This is a genomic window from Paenibacillus thalictri, assembly GCF_004307995.1.
In the GTDB taxonomy this organism is placed as follows: domain Bacteria; phylum Bacillota; class Bacilli; order Paenibacillales; family NBRC-103111; genus Paenibacillus_AF; species Paenibacillus_AF thalictri.
On sequence record NZ_SIRE01000022.1, the window covers coordinates 1 to 17,902 of the forward strand.

Genomic DNA, 17,902 nt, shown 5'->3' on the forward strand with positions numbered 1-17,902 from the left:
ATCCATGGAAAGTGGATGGGTATCGCTATAAAGAACGGCACTTGGTGGAGTGCTTCTTCAATAAAATCAAGCACTTTCGCCGTGTGGCTACTCGTTACGACAAGTTAGCCAAGTCATTCATAGCGTTATCTGTGCTTCATTCTTGGGCTATATTTCTCATTTGGTGCTGCGATGATTTATTATATTGTATCGTCGTTACTACATGGTTACTACATAGAGCAAGGCGGTATCCTGAAATCGGTAATTGGTGTATAATATGATTTATAAGGAGTTGATCAAGATGTCTCAAGTGAAAAGAGTAACCTTGGATAATCAAACTCAAGAAGCGCTCTGGAAGCTGCTTCATAGTGAAAGTGATGTTGTTGCCGATGTGTACGGAACGGAAGTAAGATTGACGGTACTCCATGCCGACTCGTTCCATTCGGATGACATTTCGGCAGAAATTGAAGCCGACCCGGAATTGAAACAAATGTTGCTTGAATCGGAAGAGGACATAAAGGCTAGCAGAGTTTATACGACTGAAGAAGCCATTCGATATATCAGGGAGCACCATTCAAAATAATGCGTAAAGTCACGATAACCGGAAGTGTCTTGAAGCGAATTGCAAATATACAAAGTATCCATTTTTCCGGTGAGGAGACAGTACAGTTTCAAATTCAATTGATTAAAGCGATGCAGGAGCGTCTAAGCGCAGTAACTCCTTTCGAGGGTTATAAAGAGTACGAAAAGGGACCATGGGCCAATACACGGCGGATTTTTGTGCAAGGCCATAGGGTTTACTACAGCTACGATTTTAAGGACGATTCAATTGTTGTAAAGGGTATTAAAGCCCCAGGAATGAAATAGTAAAGTAAAACACAGTAAATTAACTAAATTCAAGTATATATCATAATCATAATACCTATGCTGACAGGTAGTCCTGCCTATCAGGCAGAAGCCGAGTGCCACTAATTTTATGGCACTCGGCTTCTTTTTGTTTTTCAAAAGAAACTATATCCAGGAGGACTTAATCATGAATCTTTCAAAAATGCAAAGGTACAAACACTTTGAAGCTTTAACGTTAAGAGAGAAGCAGGATTACATTTGCGGTTTTAGGCACAAAAAAAATTGCGGTCCAATGACCGCAATCCTTTGATTTTACTAGTATCGAGACGACAGGATTTGAACCTGCGACCTCTTGGTCCCGAACCAAGCGCTCTACCAAGCTGAGCCACGTCTCGGCGCTACGAAGGACTACATGGCGCGCCCGATACGATTCGAACGTACGACCTGCAGTTTAGGAAACTGTCGCTCTATCCTGCTGAGCTACGGGCGCGCAGCGATATCTATTATAGCATGGCTCAAACAGGTCTGCAATAGCATCGCTGAAAAGCGCCCGGCTCAATACATTCAAGAAAGGGGAACTTACGGTGTATCGATATTTTTCCATTTCCGTTTAATCTCAACCGTGGCTCTCATCAGATGCCGTTTCATCGTCAGTTCCGCTTGTTTGGCATCCTGTTCCTTCAGTATTTGCACCAATTGAACATGTTCCTCCAAAGAACCTTTTGTAAACTCCAGGTTGTCGGTAAAAACGGTTTTATAGCGCTTGGAGTTCTCCCATAAATTCAGAATAAAGCTGTTAAGCCGTTTATTGGGGTTTTTATTGTAAATCAACTGGTGAAAGGCTAAATTCAACTCGCCGAATTCCTCTAGCTCATTGTACTCCACGCAAAACCGCTGTTTTTTTACGTTTTTGTCCAGCTCATTAAAATCGTCCTGTGTCAGGAACGGAGTCGCCAGAAAAGTGGCCAGCGCCTCAAAGTACATTCTTAGCTCGTAAATCTCATGCAGCTCATCCGTTGAAACAGGGGCGACAATGGCGCCGGTGTGCGGAATGATTTTGATCAGATGCTCGCTTTCCAGCACTTGAATCGCTTCGCGGACCGGTATTTCACTGATGCTGAATTCCTTTGCTAACACCCCGATATTCAAGCGGTCCCCAGGGCGGAGCTTACCTGAAAGAATGGATTCTTTCATGCGGGAATAAACCATATCTCTTTTTGTTTGAAAACCTTTCAACATGCATCTCTCCTTAAACCCGCTTCTCCATCTATATAGCAGGGAGGTTGCGTCTCCGTACCGAACAAAAGATCTATAAGTAAATAATACCAGATTCGCAGCAATTATTCATTTCTGCAACTGAAAGCCTAGTTAGAACAAAACATCCGCTGAGAAAACTCAGAACGGATGTTTCGGGTCGTATTTAAAATAACATGATGCCGGCTATAAAAATAACCCCGGATACAAACAGTGTTGTGATACAGTAGCCCATAATATCGCGCACGCCCAGTCCTGCTATCGCTAGAGCAGGCAATGCCCAGAACGGCTGCGCCATGTTCATCCAGCATTCGCCGTAGCCGATCGCCATCGCCGCAAGCCCCGGTGAAGCGCCAAGCGTATGCGCCGCGCCCAGAATAACCGGACCTTGGATGACCCAGTGGCCGCCGGCCGACGGGATAAAGAAGTTGACGATGCCGGAGCTTAAGAAAGCAAAAAGCGGGAGTGTCTCTCTTGTCGAGATGGACACAAGGCCATGAGTGATAGCGGTACCCAGACCGGACAAGTCCATCATGCCCTGCATGCCCGCGTAGAATGGGAACTGAACCATAATCGCGGCGGTGCCTTTGGCGGCTCCTGTAATCGCTCGCATGTAAGCCATCGGCGAACCGTGTAGCAGCAGACCGGTAATAAACGAGATCAGATTAACGGTGTTGATGTCTACTTTGAAGCCTTGAGTCACCCATGAATAAATAACATAAGCATATCCGATGATCACGATCAGATACGTTAAAATTTTGCTGTTTTCCACGCGAACGGCGAAAGTGCGTTCCACTGTCGCGGCTCCACCGTGTGAACCTACCGATATATCGCTTTCAAGCAGCTTGCTGTCGATTTCTACAATATCGCCCGGTTTGGGCATCATAAACCGGTTGGCAATCGGCAAAATTAAAATAAGTGCTATGGTGATAAAAATGTTGTAGTTGCTGAACAACGTTTGCTGAATAGGGATGAGCCCAAACGCTTTCTCCATCGGGTTGCCGGGCGTTGCCGCCAGCAGCGGAATCGTTCCCGACAGTCCGCCGCCCCATGTGATCATGCCGATGTAGGAGCTGGCAATCAGCAGGCGGTAATCGCTGCCTTTAATGCGCTGTGCAACAACCTTGGCGAACAAAGCGCCGAATACGGCGCCGAAGCCCCAGTTGACCGTGCTGGCGATAGCCGATAAGAAGGTGACCAGCATAACGCCTTGCTTCGGAGTTTTGGCGATACCCGCCAGCCGGGGGAGCCACTTCTGCATGAAAGGGGCGCTTGCTATCGCATGTCCGGTAACGAGAATTAAGCTCATTTGCATGGCGAAGCTCAGCAGATTCCAAAATCCGTTGCCCCAATACCCGACCATTTGAACCGGCGTATGCCCGGTAAAGACGATACCTGAAATAAAGATGCCTAATGTAAGAATGATGGCGAATACAAATGGGTCGGGTAAAAATCTTTGACAGACTTGTGTGAAGAAACTGGATAGCTGTTTCATACAATCCCCCTACTTTTTATCCGATGACTGCGATAGCTTCGATTTCAATTAAGTGATCCGGATCCACAAGTCGGGATACTTCTACCATGGAGGCGGCTGGATAAGGCTTCTGAAAGTACTTTCTTCTTACGTCGTGAATCTCTTTAAACATTTCCATGTCCCGGATAAAAACGGTAAGCTTGACCACATCCGCCAGCGTTCCGCCGGACTCCGCCAGGACATGCTGCATATTTTGCAGGATCGTTTCCGTTTGCAGTACAATATCACCCTTGCCAATAACTCCTCCGTCGTTATCACGTGATGTGAAACCGGATACAAAAACCATTTTATTAAAGTTCGTCACTTCCGTTGCTTGCGAGTAGACACCAAGCGGTGTGCTCAATTCGCTGCTTACCAGTTCGCGTTTTTCCATGTTGTTTCTCTCCTGTTGTTTAGTTTTTTTGGGAATTAACTCAGTGTTATCAGCGGGCGTCTTCGTCGTTGTCGTAAAAGCTAGGGCGTTCGGGATAATGAGGGCCGTCATAGTATTCAACAAAAACCGTTTCCTCTAAAGCGACAGTGGGGCCGTGGGCATTGCCTTTTTCGTTCAAGTAAAAAGATCCCGGGCGCAGCAGCATTCCCGTATCAGGGTAAGAATACAATCCGGACAGCATGTACATAAACTGGTTAGAGGCATGGGTATGCTTGATAGGGATGCCCGCGCCTTTGCGGAACCGGATTAAGGCGATAGTGGCGCCGGTTTCTTCGTTTCTCCAAAGCAATTTCTCCGAAAGGCCTTCCAACGATTTGTCTGTCCATTCCATCTCATCTGCGTGAAGCAACAGTTCGCGCATATTTTCGATCATGTTCATCTGCTCCTTTTTCTGTTATCGAAAAATCCTCACAACAAAAGTATTTACCAAGAGACAACGTCTTCATCCCAATGAGAGCTGATGTCTCATAAGTGATTGATGAGTAAAATATATAATATATGATATATGATGTCAATATGCAATTTGGGCTTGGAAAAATGAGGCTCAGCTTAAATAACGACTCGATTTCCATTGTAAAATAGCAGCATACAGTGAATAGAGCGCTAAATAAGGAAAGCAGGTTGCGCTTTAAAATATATTATATATAATATATGATAATTGCCAAGATAATTTTACGAGGAGTGTTTCACGTGAAACTGGTTACTTACCGTCAAGAAAATCGCCACCGCATCGGGGCACTTGTACAGAGCCAAGCTGTTATCGACTTAAATGAAGCGTTTCGGCAGCTGCTGCTTTCCAAGGGAGAGCGGCGGGCGGATCAGCTGGCTGAGGCCGTAGTACCTTCCAATATGCTGGAGTTTCTGGAGGGCGGTCCGACCAGTCTTAATGCTGCCCAGGAAGCATTGGAGTTTGTCCAATCTCGCGAAAACACGGAAGTTCAAGGAATGATGCTGCCGCTTTCCACAGTCCGCTTGGAAACACCGCTTGCCAATCCCGGGAAAATCATCTGTGTCGGACACAATTACCGCGAGCATATTTTGGAAATGAAGCGGGAAATTCCGACGCATCCGGTGTTGTTTTCCAAATTCAGCAGCACGTTGATCGGGCCACACGACGATATTCCTTTAAACCCGGTATCCGCAGAGATCGATTACGAGGCGGAATTTGCCTTTATTATCGGGAAACGAGCGAAAAACGTTTCGCAGCAGGATGCTTTGGAGCATGTGGCCGGCTATACGATTGCCAATGATATTTCGTATCGTGATTTGCAGCGCCAGACCACTCAATGGTTTTTCGGAAAAAATGCAGACGGCAGCGCAGCCATCGGACCTTGGCTGGTTACGCCGGATGAGATTGCGGACCCGGCAGCGCTGGGAATTTCGCTTTATGTCAACGGAGAACGCCGGCAGCATTCCAATACAGGGAATCTAGTATTTACTGTACCGTTCCTGATCGAATATATTTCTCGCGTCATTACTTTGGAGCCGGGTGATATGATTCTTACAGGGACGCCTGGAGGCGTCGGAACAGCAATGATTCCGCCGGCTTATTTGCAGGACGGAGATTTGGTGCGCATCGAAATCGAACATATCGGCATGTTGGAAAATCGGGCAGTGCGGATCAACGACTAATCGGGAACAAGATCTGTTTATAAACATGCAAGTTAAGAGGGACAGGCTCCGCCATATTCTCATGGCTGGGGACTGTCCCTTTTTTATAGAGTAAAGAAAAACTTCTGCTAGGACACGAGTGTACTTCACCGAAAGGGCTTCGATCAGAAGTTTTTTTTAATCGCTTTTTGACAAGGATCTGAGGATTGCCTGGATATAAGGTGCCTGAAACAGTGGCGTTCGCTACCTTATTGGTATAGAGTTGCTTTGAGTAATTCTGTTTTCAGTGTTCAATTTTATATTTTTTGAAGAAAACTGTAGGGGCAGGCTTATCTTTATCCGTCTATTACTTATAGAGGGGAGGGAGAAACATTCAGGACGACGAAATTATCCGCAGCATTGTCGCTGGCGACCGCGAAGCATTCCGGCTGCTCATGGAAAAATACCGCAATTATATGTATAAGGTCGTATATTCCGTGTTAGGCCACCCGAAAGATGCGGAGGATGTCACGCAGGAAGCGCTCGTGAAGCTGTACGTTTCTCTCCCCCAGTACAAATTCGAGGGCTTCAAAACATGGATGACCCGCATAGCGGTCAATAAAGCGATTGATTATAAAAGAGCGCGGGAACATAGGGTGGAACTGGTGTTCGATCAACCCGAAGAGGCGATGGAAATGATGGAATCAACCGAGATCAACTCCCCCGAAGCCCGATATATGCGCGAATACAGCCGGGAGCAGATCCGTCATCGCATTCGGGAGATGCCGCCTAATTATCGTGATGTCGTACACGCCTTCTATATCGAGGATAAAAGCTATCAGGAAATCGCCGCTGAGTTTGGGGTTGCCGTGAAAACGGTAGAGGTTAAGCTGTACCGGGCCAAGCAATGGATCCGTAAAACCTGGAAGGAGGAAGAGTTCAAATGAGCCGCCATTATTCAATGGAACAATGGATCGAGTATGTTCAAGGAATCGGGTCCGCAGCGGAGCGGGACTTGATGGAAAGCCATTTATACGGTTGCGATGAATGCTTGAGCTTATATATGAACTGCTTGGACGAACACCCTCTTCCGATGGATACGGAGCAGACCCAAGAACGGGAATACAAACATCTGGATCAGCAGGTGATGCAGACGATACGTTCGCTTCCGACGTTCGAGATTCCTTCCGGGGTATCGGAAGCGTCGAAGTTATCCACTCCCGGTCCAAGACGCCGCCGACTCATTCATCACCCTGCGTTTCATTATGCCATTGCCGCCGCGATCACCTTGCTGCTGATGAGCACAGGCATATTCGAACAGTTTGTAGCCGAAACCGGACGTATCGACGCCGCAGCCGGTTCAATCGCAATACAGGAGAGGTCCGTTTCCGACAAGCTGATGGAAAAAACGCTGCAAGTGTTGGATACGCTTCATAACAAAGAAAAAGGGGGAACGCGCCCATGAGTCCGAAAAGCCCGGTGACCGCATTTCTGCTATCATTTATTCCCGGAGCGGGACATCTGTATTTAAACCGTCCGATCCGCGCTTTTTTGTACGCCGGCGGATTTTTTGGCCCGCTGTTTATTATTTTTGTCTCCGTAATTAGCCGCAGCCGCTTTCCTAAGGAAATGCTATTATTCTGTTTATTTGTGGCATTCGCCGTAGCGGCGATTAATGTGCTGGATATGATCATAACGCTGCTGCGCGACAAAAGAGAGCAGGCCGTGGGTGTCCGGTCCATGTACGGCGAGTCGTTTGCGCAGCCGCATCCAAGCATGGAGTACGGCTACGACACCGCTTCCGAGCCTTATGTTCACGAGCGAGAGCAGCGCATGCTCGGCATGCCGTATGAACTGCAGCGACTTCGCATTATCCTGCTGTCGTTTATCCCGGGTCTGGGTCATTTTCAGCTTGGCTTGATGCAGCGCGGATTGATTTTTCTGACCGGATATTTCGGCACGATGGTAATGGTGTTGTTTGTTTGCTTCTTGCTCAGCTCAGGCAAGTTTCTCGTCTTTTTGGGGGCGCTGCCGATTATTTGGCTGTACGGTTTGTTTGATGCGCTGCAGCTTCTGGCCCGCAAGATGAGGGGAGAAGAGCTTGTCGATCGCAGTATCTTTGAAGATTTTCAAGAAAGCCGTGCGGACGGCCGCAAAAATAAAATGGTAGCTACCATTTTGTCGGTATTCCCGGGTGCGGGGCATATGTATCTGGGGCTGCAGCGCCGCGGTTTGCAATTGATGGCTGCATTTTTGCTCGGCATCTATATATTGGATGTGCTGCATTTATCGCTGTTTTTGTTTATGATTCCGATCATCTGGTTTTACAGCTTTTTTGATGCGCTGCAGATGGCGTCCAAGGTGGGCCGTGAGGAATTAAAGGATACCCCGGTAGTCGATTGGTTCGTGAATCATCAGAAGTGGGTTGGCATCGTGCTGCTTGCTTTGGGGGCGTATTATTTGCTGGACGAGGCGCTGTTGGGCATTATCGAGAAGCTGCTGCCCAAGCAGAACATTTCGTTCTGGTTCCACAAATATTTCCAAACGTTCATCGTTTCCGTGCTGCTGATTGGCGGCGGGATCAAGCTGCTGCTCGGAAGCAATAAACATCGCGGGAGGGGAAGCGAATGAAGAAGTGGAGAGTCGGTACCTTATCCATGGGGCTAACCTTGGTTCTGCTCGGGGCGCTGTTATTTGCTTCGCAGTGGGAGGGGCTTCAGGCGTTTGACGCGCTTGCGGTTTGGTGGCCGGTCATTCTGATCTTGCTTGGTCTTGAAATTATCGGATATCTCATCTTCTCCAGGAAAGAAAACCAGGTGATTTATTACGACATCCTCAGCATTTTTTTCGTTGGCGTGTTGTGCTTGGGGAGCTTGGGTTTTGCCTTTCTGACATCTCTTGGCGTTGTTTCGGAAGTCCGGTCAGCGCTGCATACGGTGGAGCGGAGCGGGGATTTGCCTGCGATCAGTCAGGAGATCCCGCAGACCGTCAAGCGGATTATCGTGCAGACGTCGGGCGAAGCGGTGAAAATCGATAAAAGCGAACAGCCTGCGCTTAACGTATTTGGCACATACCGCATACAAACGGCACTGTCGGAAACCGAGGGGACTGCAGCTCCCGCGAATTCGGATGATTATTGCACCGTGCGGACGGTGGGCGATACGATGTATGTGCAGTTGAAGCCGCTCCCTGCAGAGAGGGGATGGAAATCGTCTTACCGCCATATGGAGGTCACCGCCGTTCTGCCTCAGGATAAGCAGGTAGAGCTAAGAGGTTATAACGGCCAGATCATCAAGCCATAGTGTAACGGCAAAAAGAGGCTGAACCGAAAGTGAACTGCGCCCCCATGTTAGGGGATTACTAACATTGAGGCACTTCACTTTCGGGCAGCCTTTTTTTATTTTGGTGAAGCCTTTTATCGTAGGTCAAGGTTTGTTTATTAAAGACAAGCACATGCGGGGACTCTGCCCCCGCCGCGCAGGGCTACTGCTGTGGTCTGCGCCGGTGCACTGCATCGGCAAACCGCTGCAATCCCTCAAGCAATAACGGACGAGGGCAGCCGATATTGACCCGTACGAACCCTTCGCCTTCTTTGCCGAAACCCGAGCCTTCGCTGAAGGCGACACCGGCTTCACGGAACATCAGCTTTTTCAGTTCGGCGCCGCTCGGCGAAATATTCCGGCAGTCCATCCATACCAGATAAGTCCCTTCCGAACGAAAAGCCGTCACCTCAGGCAGTTCTTGCTCGACAAACCGCAGCACCGTATCTCTGTTTTCCTCCAAATATGCAAGCAGCGCGTCAAGCCACGGTCCTCCCGACGTATAGCAGCATTCCGCGGCGACTGCGGCGAAGCAGTTCTCCATGTCCAGCGCCAGCGTTTTCTGTTTGCGGATATACTTCTGACGCCATTCCTTATTGGGAATGATCAGCGTGGATGATTGCAGGCCGGCGATGTTAAACGTTTTGCTGGGAGCTGTGAACGTGACGGTTTGTTGCGCGGATATTTCCGACAGGGAGGCAATCGGAATATGGTTATGCCCCTTATACACAATGTCCTTGTGAATTTCGTCCGAGAAAACCATAATGTTGTACTTTATGCACAGCTCGCTGAGGCGCGTTAATTCCTCACTTGTCCACACTCTCCCCACCGGGTTGTGGGGATTGCAAAGCAGCAGCGCCTTAACCTGGTCTTCGGCAAACTGCCGTTCGATCAGCTCGAAGTCCATCGTATATCGGCCGTTCTCCAGACGAAGCGGGTTCCTGACAATTTCTCTGCCGTTTAAGGCAATCATGTCATAAAAGGGATGATAAACGGGAACCTGAACCATAATCCGGTCTCCAGGAGCGGTCAGTACATCGATGATCATGCTGATCGCGGTCACAACACCGGGACACGTGCAGATCCATTCCTGCTCGATCTTCCAGCCATGTCTGTCTTTTTGCCATTGCATGTAGGCGTCATAATAAGATTGCGGCCGGACCGTATAGCCGAATATGCCGTGGTTGGCCCGTTTCTCCAGAGCTTCCACCACTTCGGGCGGAGCTTCAAAATCCATATCGGCAACCCACATCGGAAGTACATCCGGCGCGCCGAACAATTTCTCCAACTGATCCCATTTGCTGCTGTTAGTACCTTTGCGTTCAATGACGCGGTCAAAATCGTATTTCATAAGGAACATGCTCCCTTCTCGGTGGTTGTGCTAATATCGTTTGATTTGCCGCGAAGACGGCGGAAGAACTGGGTCAGCATGGATCCGCATTCTTCTTGCAGAATACCGCTGGTTACCGCTGTCCGGTGATTAAAACGCTCCTCCTGAAGCAGATTCATCAGCGTTCCGGCACAGCCGGCTTTCGGATCCGCCGTGCCGTATACAACTTGATCGATGCGCGCTTGCACAATGGCTCCTGCACACATGGGGCACGGCTCCAAAGTCACATACAGCGTGCAGCCGGTCAGCCGCCAGGCTTGCAGATGCTCGCTTGCCTCGCGAATCGCGATCAGTTCTGCGTGGGCAAGCGGATCTGCGGCGGATTCACGCAAATTATGGCCGCGGCCGATGATTTGTCCGTTCCATACGATAACAGCCCCGATCGGAACCTCACCTTTCTGCTCGGCGAGCCGTGCTTCGAGGATCGCTTCCCTCATGTAATGTTCATGATCGATATGTTCCAAAACGGCACCCCAAACTCATCATTGTGGATAATAAAAATCGAACACTTATTCGTTGTTAACATGCTGTGGATAAGATTGTGGATAACTAAAACTTTATTCACATTCATTGTATGAACTTGTGAGTAAAATCGCAAGCGCAGAAAGTAATCGGTTACACTTTGAAAACTTATGAAAATTTTCAGAAAATACGCTGAAAACTATTGAAAACGGCTCTGTGACTAGATATACTTTAGTCAAATCTGAAGTTGAGAAGGTCCTCGTTGGCTGCAGAGCGGGCTCATCTTGACACTATCAAGCGCTCCAGCCCAAGGGCTTCGGTCATCGATTTTTCGTGGTGTCGATAATGGCAAACTTGCTGAAAAGCAAGGACGCAAAGCTAAAGGGTCTAACGTTTCGGCCAGCCGAAACTATGACAGCCTGGTTGCCGAATACATCCGCTCTCTTCTCCCGTTTTGTTGAGGTGACTGGCTGTCTCTGGTAAATCACAGGGCAGCTTTTTTTGTATAATTTTCAGGGAGAGGTGGCATATGATGATGTCGTCGATGCGAGCAGCAGCGAAAAAAACGCAGTTTGATTTCCGGGCGGAAAAGTATAAGAGCCCATCAGGAATACTGCTCAACAGCCGCACCGTTGTGGAGAAGAAGGACTTCGTTTCAACAGGTATTTTGTCCTATGCCGAAGGAGATATTATTGAAATCGAAATTACCGACTTCACAAAATTTCAGCTTGGCGATCAAGTCAAGCTTACCGTCTACTCTCCCGGCGGCGTTTATGTATTTGATTCCACGTTGGTTGCACGGCACGACGGTTCGCTGATTGTGATCAACCCTCCCAGCATGCAAAAACATTTTGCGGAGAAACGCGAGCATCCGCGCATCCAAGTGCTGCAGGACGGGCGGGTTAGAACCCTTGCCGGCGGCGGAAATAATGAAGAGCATGTGGCGGAGACCGCCTTGGTCATTAATAATATCAGCTTGAGCGGCGTCGGTTTTACAATAAAAGAAGAGTTTCCCTTAATAAAAACAATGCACGTGGAGCTGGAGATGGATCTTGGAACGCCGATCTCCTGCACGGCCGAGATCATGCGCAAGGAGCCCGGGGAAAACGGCGTGTATTACGGTGCAAGGTATGTGGAGCTGCTTGATCAAAAGGCAAACTCGTTAAGAGCCTTTGTGCTTAAAAAGCAAGTGGAAAATTACTTTACGCGGAAGAAAGATGAAGATTTCAAACGGAAGTTCAAATAACTGAGGAATGGCTTGCGTTCCCAAGCGGCCGTTCGTCATGAAAAACGCCGGAGCAGGCCATAAGGCCGTCAGTTTCCGGTTTTTTGCCTTTAATCGGGAATGCGGCATTCATTTTCCGCTTAGATGACTTTACGGCACGCTTGCGATATAATATGATTTTAGACGATGAGTGGCCTGTTGACATTGCGGCGTCTGCATGTTATGTCATATGCGCGCCGTTGAACGTATTTATGATATTAAGGAGCTGTTTAGTTATATGAGTCTTTCTTGTGGCATCGTCGGTCTTCCTAACGTGGGAAAATCGACACTTTTTAACGCGATCACGCAGGCCGGGGCAGAATCGGCCAACTATCCATTTTGTACGATTGATCCCAACGTAGGTGTCGTAGAGGTGCCTGACGAAAGGCTGCAAAAGCTGGCCGACATCGTAACGCCCAACCGCATTGTGCCGACGGCGTTTGAGTTTGTCGATATTGCCGGTCTGGTCAAAGGGGCAAGCAAAGGCGAAGGCCTTGGCAATAAATTTTTGGCGCATATCCGCGAGGTGGACGCCATTGTGCACGTTGTGCGTTGTTTTCAAGACGAGAATATTACCCACGTATCCGGTAAAATCGATCCGATTAGCGATATTGAAACGATCAATATGGAGCTGATTTTGACGGACGTGGAATCTGTGGAAAAAAGAATCGACCGCTCCCGGAAAAATATGAAGGGCGGCGACAAAAAATATGCTCAAGAAGTCGAGTGCCTCGAACGGTTGAAAGAAGCGTTATATAATGACCAGCCGGCGCGCAGCGTAGAGCTGAGCGATGAAGAGAAGCTGCTGGTTCGCGACCTTCACCTGATTACGATGAAACCGGTGCTGTACGCGGCCAATGTCAGCGAACAGGAAGCTGCGGATGCTTCCGCCAACCCATATGTGCAAAAAGTGCGCGAATTTGCGGAGCGCGAGGGCGCCGAAGTTGTTGCGATCAGCGCCAAGGTGGAATCGGAAATCGCCGAGCTTGAGGGCGAGGACAAAGAGATGTTCCTGGAGGAGCTGGGGCTTCAGGAATCCGGGTTGAATCGGCTGATTCGCGCCGCTTATAAGCTGCTTGGGCTGTACACGTATTTTACGGCCGGGGTACAGGAAGTTCGCGCTTGGACGATTCGCAGAGGAATGAAAGCGCCGCAGGCGGCGGGCGTCATTCACACCGATTTCGAACGCGGCTTTATCCGTGCGGAAGTGGTCGGATATGACGATCTGATCGGCAGCGGTTCGATGAATGCGGCCAAAGAGAAAGGGCTGCTCCGTCTGGAAGGCAAGGAATATACGGTGCAGGACGGCGATGTCATGCACTTCCGCTTTAACGTTTAGCTAAAGCGGACCGTAAAGCATGTTATACATCGCAAGCGGCGAGGAATACGACAAGAATTTCTACCGCACAAAAAGATTAGTTTAAGCGGGTTTTGCAAAATAAACTCTTAGCGAATGCTTGCGAAGCAAGTTTTACAGCGAAAAAACTTTTAGGAGGTGAACACGTTGTTTGATAAATTACAAGCATTGGCCGACCGGTACGAGAAGCTGAGCGAGCTGTTGTGCGACCCGGATGTGGGCAATGATCCGAAACGGCTAAGAGAGTATTCCAAGGAGCAATCCGATCTTCAGGAAGCATATGAGGCTTACACCGAATATAAAAGTGTAGTCGAGCAGCATGAAGCCGCACGCGAAATGCTGAATGAAAAGCTCGATGACGAGATGCGCGATTTGGTCAAGATGGAGCTTGACGAGTTGACCGATCGTAAGCAGGAGCTGGAAGACCGTCTGCAAATTCTGATGCTGCCCAAAGACCCTAACGACGATAAAAACGTGATTGTGGAAATCCGCGGCGCAGCCGGCGGAGACGAAGCGGCGTTGTTTGCGGCCGATTTGTACCGGATGTACACCAAATATGCCGATACGCAGGGCTGGAGAACCGAAGTGCTCGATTCCAACGTGAACGATTTGGGCGGTTTTAAAGAAATCGTGTTTATGATTTCCGGAAAAGGGGCGTTCAGCAAGCTGAAATACGAGAGCGGGGCGCACCGGGTGCAGCGCATACCGGTAACGGAATCCGGCGGGCGTATTCATACGTCGACTTCGACGGTTGTCGTTATGCCGGAAGCGGAAGAAGTGGAAATCGAAATCAACGATAACGATATCCGCGTTGATACGTTCTGCTCCAGCGGAGCAGGCGGCCAGTCCGTCAACACGACGAAGTCGGCGGTGCGTGTAACGCATGTTCCAACCGGCATCGTAGCTACTTGCCAGGACGGCAAATCGCAGAACTCGAATAAAGACAAGGCGCTCCAGGTGCTGCGCGCGCGGATTTACGAGAAGCAGCTGCAGGAAGAACAGGCCAAGTACGCCGGAGAGCGGAAAAGCAAGGTGGGCACAGGCGACCGCAGCGAACGGATCCGTACGTACAATTTCCCGCAAAGCCGGGTAACGGATCACCGTATCGGCTTAACGCTGCATCGGTTGGAGTCCGTCTTGAACGGAGATATGGATGAAATTATCGGTTCGCTGACCATTGCGGCGCAAACCGAAGGTCTTGGCGAGGATCGGGGAGATCAAGCCGTATGACGACGCCGGACAACAACCGTGACGCAGCCGGCGGAGAGCGCTTCGTGAAGCCGGCTGCTTCCGCGGATGCGCTAGCGAACCAAGCGGAGCCCCGCGAAGGTTCGGAGGCAAGCGCGCCGCAAGCCGTGCGGCGGGATAACGGCTTGTCCGGCTTCGGCCAGCGGCCGGCAACGATACGAGAAGCCTTTGTTAAGGCTTCTTCTTTTTTACAATCTTGTGATATAGGGGAAGCCGCCAGCAATGCGGAGCTGCTGCTGCAGCATCTGCTCGGCGTGGACCGCACCGGGTTGTTCTTCCGTTGGAGCGAACCGTTTCCGGCCGGGAAGGAAGAGGCGTGGGACGAGCTGCTGCATCGCAAGGCGGCCGGTGAGCCGGTGCAGTATATTACCGGGGAGCAGGAGTTCTACGGGCTCCCGTTCGAGGTCACGCCGGCGGTGCTGATTCCGCGCCCCGAGACGGAGCTGCTCGTCGAGGCGGTCGTCCGAGTCGGGCGCGGGCTGTGGCCTGCCGGCGCGCCGCTGGTCGCCGACGTCGGCACGGGCAGCGGCGCAATCGCCGTCGCCGCGGCGGCGCAATGCCCGAGCTGGCAGCTGCTCAGCTCGGACATCTCCGCCGCCGCGCTGGCGGTCGCGCGGCGCAATGCAGCGCGCCATGGCGTAGCGGCGCGAATCGGCTTCGTGGAGGGCGACCTGTTGCTGCCGTTCATCGAACGGCAGGTTGCCCTCCACGCGGTGGTGTCCAATCCGCCGTACATTGCGGCGGATGAGCTGCCTGCGCTGCAGCCGGAGGTGCGGCTGTACGAGCCGGTCACGGCGCTCGTCGGCGGCGAGAGCGGCTTGGAGCCGTACCGCCGGCTGGCCGAGCAGCTGCCTCAGCTGCCCGCGATGCCGCAGCTTGTCGGCTTCGAGGTCGGCGCCGGGCAGGCGCGCGAAGTTGCCGCGATGCTGGGGCGGATCGCGGATTGGGATGAATTGACGATCATCCCGGATTTGGCTGGGATCGAACGGCACGTTCTAGCAATTCGCAAAACAGCCGAAAAAAAATGATAGGTTCATAGGTTTAACCCTTTCCGCATCGGTCGATACTGAGGCTATGAGCAACTTAAAGCCAGGTACGCGGAAGGGGTTAACCACAATGGTCAAGCAGGAATCTAAATCGTGGATACGATTCGCATATATCGCATTTGCAATTATCGTTATGATGATGAGCTGGGAATCGAACAAAATGCAAGCCTCGGCGCTGATCCGGGAAGAAATTCCGCAAGACTCGATTCGTATCCGCATTTTGGGCAACAGCGATTCCGTTGCCGACCAATGGGTGAAACGCGAAGTGCGGGACGCATTAAACGAACAGCTCAGCGGCTGGGTAAACCAGCCTCATTCGCTGGGCGAAGCCCGTACGCTGATCCGCTCCAAGCTGGATCAAATCGAGCTGCTGAGCAACAAAACTTTGCATGACCGGGGTTTTAACTATGAGGCCAAGGTGGAGCTGGATACGGTGCCGTTTCCCGAAAAAACCGTAGGTTCCGAAGTGTATCCGGCAGGCCAATACGAAGCGCTGCGTGTGACTTTAGGCAAAGGTGAAGGCCAAAACTGGTGGTGCGTGCTGTTTCCTCCGCTTTGCTTTATGGGCGGCCAAATCGTTTCCAAAAACGATGTCGAAGAGCAAGAGGCGGCTGACAAAGCGAAGACCGGAACTGTGGGCAGCAGCGCGTTAAATGAGCGCCAGGAGAAGGCCGGCAAAGAAGGCACCGGCAAACCGGCTGCCGCAACCGCCAAAGCGTCGACGGCCAAATCTGCCGCTTCGGTCAAAAGGGCTGATGCGCCGGCTGCTAAATCCGTCTCGAAGGCTGCGGCCGGAGGCAAAACAGTATCGGCACCTGCAGGTGAAGTGAAAACGGCAGCCGCAGCCCAACCGGAAATGGAAGTCAGATCGTTTTTCTGGGATCTGCTGAAATCCTGGTTTGCGTAAGAATCCCGGTGTGCTTAAGATGGAGCGGACCTGTCAACATGCGTGTGACGATATGATTCGCCTGTGCTTGCCATGATACGTACGAAACATAAGCAAAAAGTAAGATCGATAGGCTCTGTCAGCCGGTTTGCTTAAAGCTGAATGCAGAAATTTAGGGTGAAGGTTAGGGGAGATTTCTCCAGATGACGATATATTGGAATGTGAATCCGGAAGCGGCAGACCCGCAGGCGATTCGGGAGGCCGCCGGGATGCTGCGCGCAGGACAAACCGTTGCATTTCCGACGGAGACGGTATACGGGCTTGGCGCCGACGCCCGCAGCAGCGAAGCGGTGCAGCGTATTTTTACAGCGAAAGGGCGGCCTTCGGATAATCCGCTTATTGTACATATCGCACACCGGTCTCAGCTGGACGAGCTTGCAAGCTCGGAGGATGAGACCGTTTCCCGTTTAATCGAGACATTCTGGCCGGGCCCGCTGACGATCGTGCTGCCGCTGAAGCCGGGAGCGCTTTCGCCGCTGGTCACGGCGGGGCTGGACACGGTCGGCGTGCGCATGCCGGACCACCCGGTCGCGCTCGCGCTGCTCGAAGCCGCGGGCTGCCCGGTCGCCGCGCCGAGCGCCAACCGCTCGGGCCGGCCGAGCCCGACGCGGGCCGAGCACGTGCGCGAGGACCTCGCCGGCCGCATCGGCGGCCTCGTCGACGGCGGCCCGACCGGCGTCGGGCTCGAGTCGACGGTGGTCGCCGTCGCCCCCGGCGAGGTGCACGTCCTGCGCCCCGGCGGCGTCACCTCCGCCCAGCTGCGCGAAGCCGTGCCGGGCGCGGCGATCATCGACGCCGCCGGCGAAGCCAAACCGGACGAGGCGCCGCGCTCGCCAGGCATGAAGTACACGCACTACGCGCCGCAGGGGCGGATGCTGATCGTGCAGGGCACCCCGGAAGCGGCGGCCGCCCGCATCCGGCAGGAGCTGGCCGCCGCCCGCGCCGCCGGCGAACGGACGGGCGTGCTCGCCTTCACCGAAGACGCGCCGCAATTTGCCGGCGATGCCGACTGCATCGTCGAATGGGGCGGACGCCACGACGCGTTCGAGCTGGCTCGGCGCTTGTACGACGCGCTGAGGCGTTTTGATGAAGAAGGCGTTGATTTTATCGCGGCGCAGCATGTCCCGGACGAAGGGTTGGGCGAGGCGATTATGAACCGGCTGCGCAAAGCCGCAGGAAACCGGATTGTTCACGTGTAAAGAAAGAAATGGAATTATTAACCATATCTCTATG

The 17,902-nt window shown here is 51.5% G+C and carries 19 protein-coding genes, 2 tRNA genes, 1 pseudogene and 1 riboswitch; of the genes and pseudogenes, 14 read left to right on the top strand and 8 right to left on the bottom strand.

Features of this window, described 5'->3' with window-relative positions:
- From EYB31_RS27245 to EYB31_RS27255, 3 genes and pseudogenes are all read left to right on the top strand, one after another.
- Nucleotides 1-158, top strand: a pseudogene (locus EYB31_RS27245) (IS5-like element ISLpl3 family transposase); the annotation flags it as partial.
- Between the two features lie 122 nt (nt 159-280).
- Nucleotides 281-562 carry a hypothetical protein gene (locus tag EYB31_RS27250; RefSeq protein ID WP_131016642.1) on the top strand — a complete coding sequence of 94 codons (282 nt, stop codon included), beginning with the start codon at nt 281-283 and terminating at the stop codon, nt 560-562.
- Between the two features lie 29 nt (nt 563-591).
- Complete coding sequence (locus EYB31_RS27255) at nt 592-846, top strand: hypothetical protein (RefSeq protein WP_165452651.1); 255 nt, start codon at nt 592-594, stop codon at nt 844-846.
- A gap of 300 nt (nt 847-1,146) precedes the next feature.
- Here the strand turns inward: EYB31_RS27255 and EYB31_RS27260 are convergent.
- From EYB31_RS27260 to EYB31_RS27285, 6 genes are all read right to left on the bottom strand, one after another.
- Nucleotides 1,147-1,220, bottom strand: a tRNA-Pro gene (locus EYB31_RS27260).
- Nucleotides 1,221-1,238: 18 nt separating this feature from the next.
- Nucleotides 1,239-1,315, bottom strand: a tRNA-Arg gene (locus tag EYB31_RS27265).
- Between the two features lie 89 nt (nt 1,316-1,404).
- Nucleotides 1,405-2,064 carry a GntR family transcriptional regulator gene (locus tag EYB31_RS27270; RefSeq protein WP_131016644.1) on the bottom strand — a complete coding sequence of 220 codons (660 nt, stop codon included), beginning with the start codon at nt 2,062-2,064 and terminating at the stop codon, nt 1,405-1,407.
- A 181-nt stretch (nt 2,065-2,245) separates the two neighbouring features.
- Complete coding sequence (locus EYB31_RS27275) at nt 2,246-3,574, bottom strand: short-chain fatty acid transporter (RefSeq protein WP_131016645.1); 1,329 nt, start codon at nt 3,572-3,574, stop codon at nt 2,246-2,248.
- A 16-nt stretch (nt 3,575-3,590) separates the two neighbouring features.
- Nucleotides 3,591-3,986: a RidA family protein gene (locus EYB31_RS27280; RefSeq protein ID WP_131016646.1), complete on the bottom strand. Its 396-nt coding sequence runs from the start codon at nt 3,984-3,986 to the stop codon at nt 3,591-3,593.
- Between the two features lie 49 nt (nt 3,987-4,035).
- Complete coding sequence (locus EYB31_RS27285; protein WP_206105505.1) at nt 4,036-4,407, bottom strand: cupin domain-containing protein; 372 nt, start codon at nt 4,405-4,407, stop codon at nt 4,036-4,038.
- Between the two features lie 329 nt (nt 4,408-4,736).
- On the opposite strand from EYB31_RS27285, the gene EYB31_RS27290 reads away from it, so the two are divergent.
- From EYB31_RS27290 to EYB31_RS27310, 5 genes are all read left to right on the top strand, one after another.
- A complete protein-coding gene (locus EYB31_RS27290) occupies nt 4,737-5,678 on the top strand; it encodes a fumarylacetoacetate hydrolase family protein (protein ID WP_131016648.1) in 942 nt (313 codons plus the stop codon).
- 413 nt (nt 5,679-6,091) lie between these two features.
- Nucleotides 6,092-6,583 (top strand): RNA polymerase sigma factor, encoded by a 492-nt coding sequence (locus tag EYB31_RS27295; protein WP_240762912.1) that lies wholly within the window; start codon nt 6,092-6,094, stop codon nt 6,581-6,583.
- Nucleotides 6,580-7,101 (top strand): hypothetical protein, encoded by a 522-nt coding sequence (locus EYB31_RS27300; protein WP_131016650.1) that lies wholly within the window; start codon nt 6,580-6,582, stop codon nt 7,099-7,101. Before EYB31_RS27295 ends, EYB31_RS27300 begins: the two co-directional genes overlap by 4 nt.
- Nucleotides 7,098-8,267: a hypothetical protein gene (locus tag EYB31_RS27305; protein ID WP_131016651.1), complete on the top strand. Its 1,170-nt coding sequence runs from the start codon at nt 7,098-7,100 to the stop codon at nt 8,265-8,267. Before EYB31_RS27300 ends, EYB31_RS27305 begins: the two co-directional genes overlap by 4 nt.
- Entirely contained in the window at nt 8,264-8,938 is a 675-nt protein-coding gene (locus EYB31_RS27310) for a LiaF transmembrane domain-containing protein (protein ID WP_131016652.1), read from the top strand. Before EYB31_RS27305 ends, EYB31_RS27310 begins: the two co-directional genes overlap by 4 nt.
- A gap of 181 nt (nt 8,939-9,119) precedes the next feature.
- On the opposite strand, the gene EYB31_RS27315 is transcribed toward EYB31_RS27310, so the two are convergent.
- Together EYB31_RS27315 and tadA are read right to left on the bottom strand one after the other, a co-directional pair.
- A complete protein-coding gene (locus EYB31_RS27315) occupies nt 9,120-10,307 on the bottom strand; it encodes a MalY/PatB family protein (protein ID WP_131016653.1) in 1,188 nt (395 codons plus the stop codon).
- Nucleotides 10,304-10,801, bottom strand: a complete 498-nt coding sequence (gene tadA, locus EYB31_RS27320; protein ID WP_420819478.1) for a tRNA adenosine(34) deaminase TadA — start codon at nt 10,799-10,801, stop codon at nt 10,304-10,306. The genes EYB31_RS27315 and tadA overlap by 4 nt, the downstream gene beginning before the upstream one ends.
- 344 nt (nt 10,802-11,145) lie before the next feature.
- Nucleotides 11,146-11,239: riboswitch (cyclic di-GMP riboswitch) on the top strand.
- 98 nt (nt 11,240-11,337) lie between these two features.
- Between tadA and EYB31_RS27325 the strand changes: the two genes are divergently transcribed.
- The 6 genes from EYB31_RS27325 (at nt 11,338) to EYB31_RS27350 (ending at nt 17,868) form a co-directional block, all read left to right on the top strand.
- A complete protein-coding gene (locus EYB31_RS27325; RefSeq protein ID WP_240762916.1) occupies nt 11,338-12,054 on the top strand; it encodes a flagellar brake protein in 717 nt (238 codons plus the stop codon).
- A 256-nt stretch (nt 12,055-12,310) separates the two neighbouring features.
- Nucleotides 12,311-13,411 carry a redox-regulated ATPase YchF gene (gene ychF / locus EYB31_RS27330; protein WP_131016655.1) on the top strand — a complete coding sequence of 367 codons (1,101 nt, stop codon included), beginning with the start codon at nt 12,311-12,313 and terminating at the stop codon, nt 13,409-13,411.
- A gap of 165 nt (nt 13,412-13,576) precedes the next feature.
- Nucleotides 13,577-14,659 (top strand): peptide chain release factor 1, encoded by a 1,083-nt coding sequence (prfA, locus tag EYB31_RS27335; RefSeq protein ID WP_131016656.1) that lies wholly within the window; start codon nt 13,577-13,579, stop codon nt 14,657-14,659.
- Complete coding sequence (prmC, locus tag EYB31_RS27340) at nt 14,656-15,705, top strand: peptide chain release factor N(5)-glutamine methyltransferase (protein ID WP_131016657.1); 1,050 nt, start codon at nt 14,656-14,658, stop codon at nt 15,703-15,705. The genes prfA and prmC overlap by 4 nt, the downstream gene beginning before the upstream one ends.
- A gap of 88 nt (nt 15,706-15,793) precedes the next feature.
- Entirely contained in the window at nt 15,794-16,630 is an 837-nt protein-coding gene (gene spoIIR / locus EYB31_RS27345) for a stage II sporulation protein R (RefSeq protein WP_165452653.1), read from the top strand.
- 182 nt (nt 16,631-16,812) lie between these two features.
- Entirely contained in the window at nt 16,813-17,868 is a 1,056-nt protein-coding gene (locus EYB31_RS27350) for an L-threonylcarbamoyladenylate synthase (protein WP_131016659.1), read from the top strand.
- Nucleotides 17,869-17,902: the final 34 nt, after the last annotated feature.

What these genes read in the sequence shown, in the direction of transcription:
- EYB31_RS27250 (WP_131016642.1), top strand. Translation starts at nt 281, where the DNA reads ATGTCTCAAGTGAAAAGAGTAACCTTGGATAATCAAACTCAAGAAGCG.
- EYB31_RS27270 (WP_131016644.1), bottom strand. Translation starts at nt 2,064, where the DNA reads ATGTTGAAAGGTTTTCAAACAAAAAGAGATATGGTTTATTCCCGCATG.
- EYB31_RS27275 (WP_131016645.1), bottom strand. Translation starts at nt 3,574, where the DNA reads ATGAAACAGCTATCCAGTTTCTTCACACAAGTCTGTCAAAGATTTTTA.
- EYB31_RS27280 (WP_131016646.1), bottom strand. Translation starts at nt 3,986, where the DNA reads ATGGAAAAACGCGAACTGGTAAGCAGCGAATTGAGCACACCGCTTGGT.
- EYB31_RS27285 (WP_206105505.1), bottom strand. Translation starts at nt 4,407, where the DNA reads ATGCGCGAACTGTTGCTTCACGCAGATGAGATGGAATGGACAGACAAA.
- EYB31_RS27295 (WP_240762912.1), top strand. Translation starts at nt 6,092, where the DNA reads ATGGAAAAATACCGCAATTATATGTATAAGGTCGTATATTCCGTGTTA.
- EYB31_RS27300 (WP_131016650.1), top strand. Translation starts at nt 6,580, where the DNA reads ATGAGCCGCCATTATTCAATGGAACAATGGATCGAGTATGTTCAAGGA.
- EYB31_RS27305 (WP_131016651.1), top strand. Translation starts at nt 7,098, where the DNA reads ATGAGTCCGAAAAGCCCGGTGACCGCATTTCTGCTATCATTTATTCCC.
- EYB31_RS27310 (WP_131016652.1), top strand. Translation starts at nt 8,264, where the DNA reads ATGAAGAAGTGGAGAGTCGGTACCTTATCCATGGGGCTAACCTTGGTT.
- EYB31_RS27315 (WP_131016653.1), bottom strand. Translation starts at nt 10,307, where the DNA reads ATGAAATACGATTTTGACCGCGTCATTGAACGCAAAGGTACTAACAGC.
- EYB31_RS27325 (WP_240762916.1), top strand. Translation starts at nt 11,338, where the DNA reads ATGATGATGTCGTCGATGCGAGCAGCAGCGAAAAAAACGCAGTTTGAT.
- ychF (WP_131016655.1), top strand. Translation starts at nt 12,311, where the DNA reads ATGAGTCTTTCTTGTGGCATCGTCGGTCTTCCTAACGTGGGAAAATCG.
- prmC (WP_131016657.1), top strand. Translation starts at nt 14,656, where the DNA reads ATGACGACGCCGGACAACAACCGTGACGCAGCCGGCGGAGAGCGCTTC.
- spoIIR (WP_165452653.1), top strand. Translation starts at nt 15,794, where the DNA reads ATGGTCAAGCAGGAATCTAAATCGTGGATACGATTCGCATATATCGCA.
- EYB31_RS27350 (WP_131016659.1), top strand. Translation starts at nt 16,813, where the DNA reads ATGACGATATATTGGAATGTGAATCCGGAAGCGGCAGACCCGCAGGCG.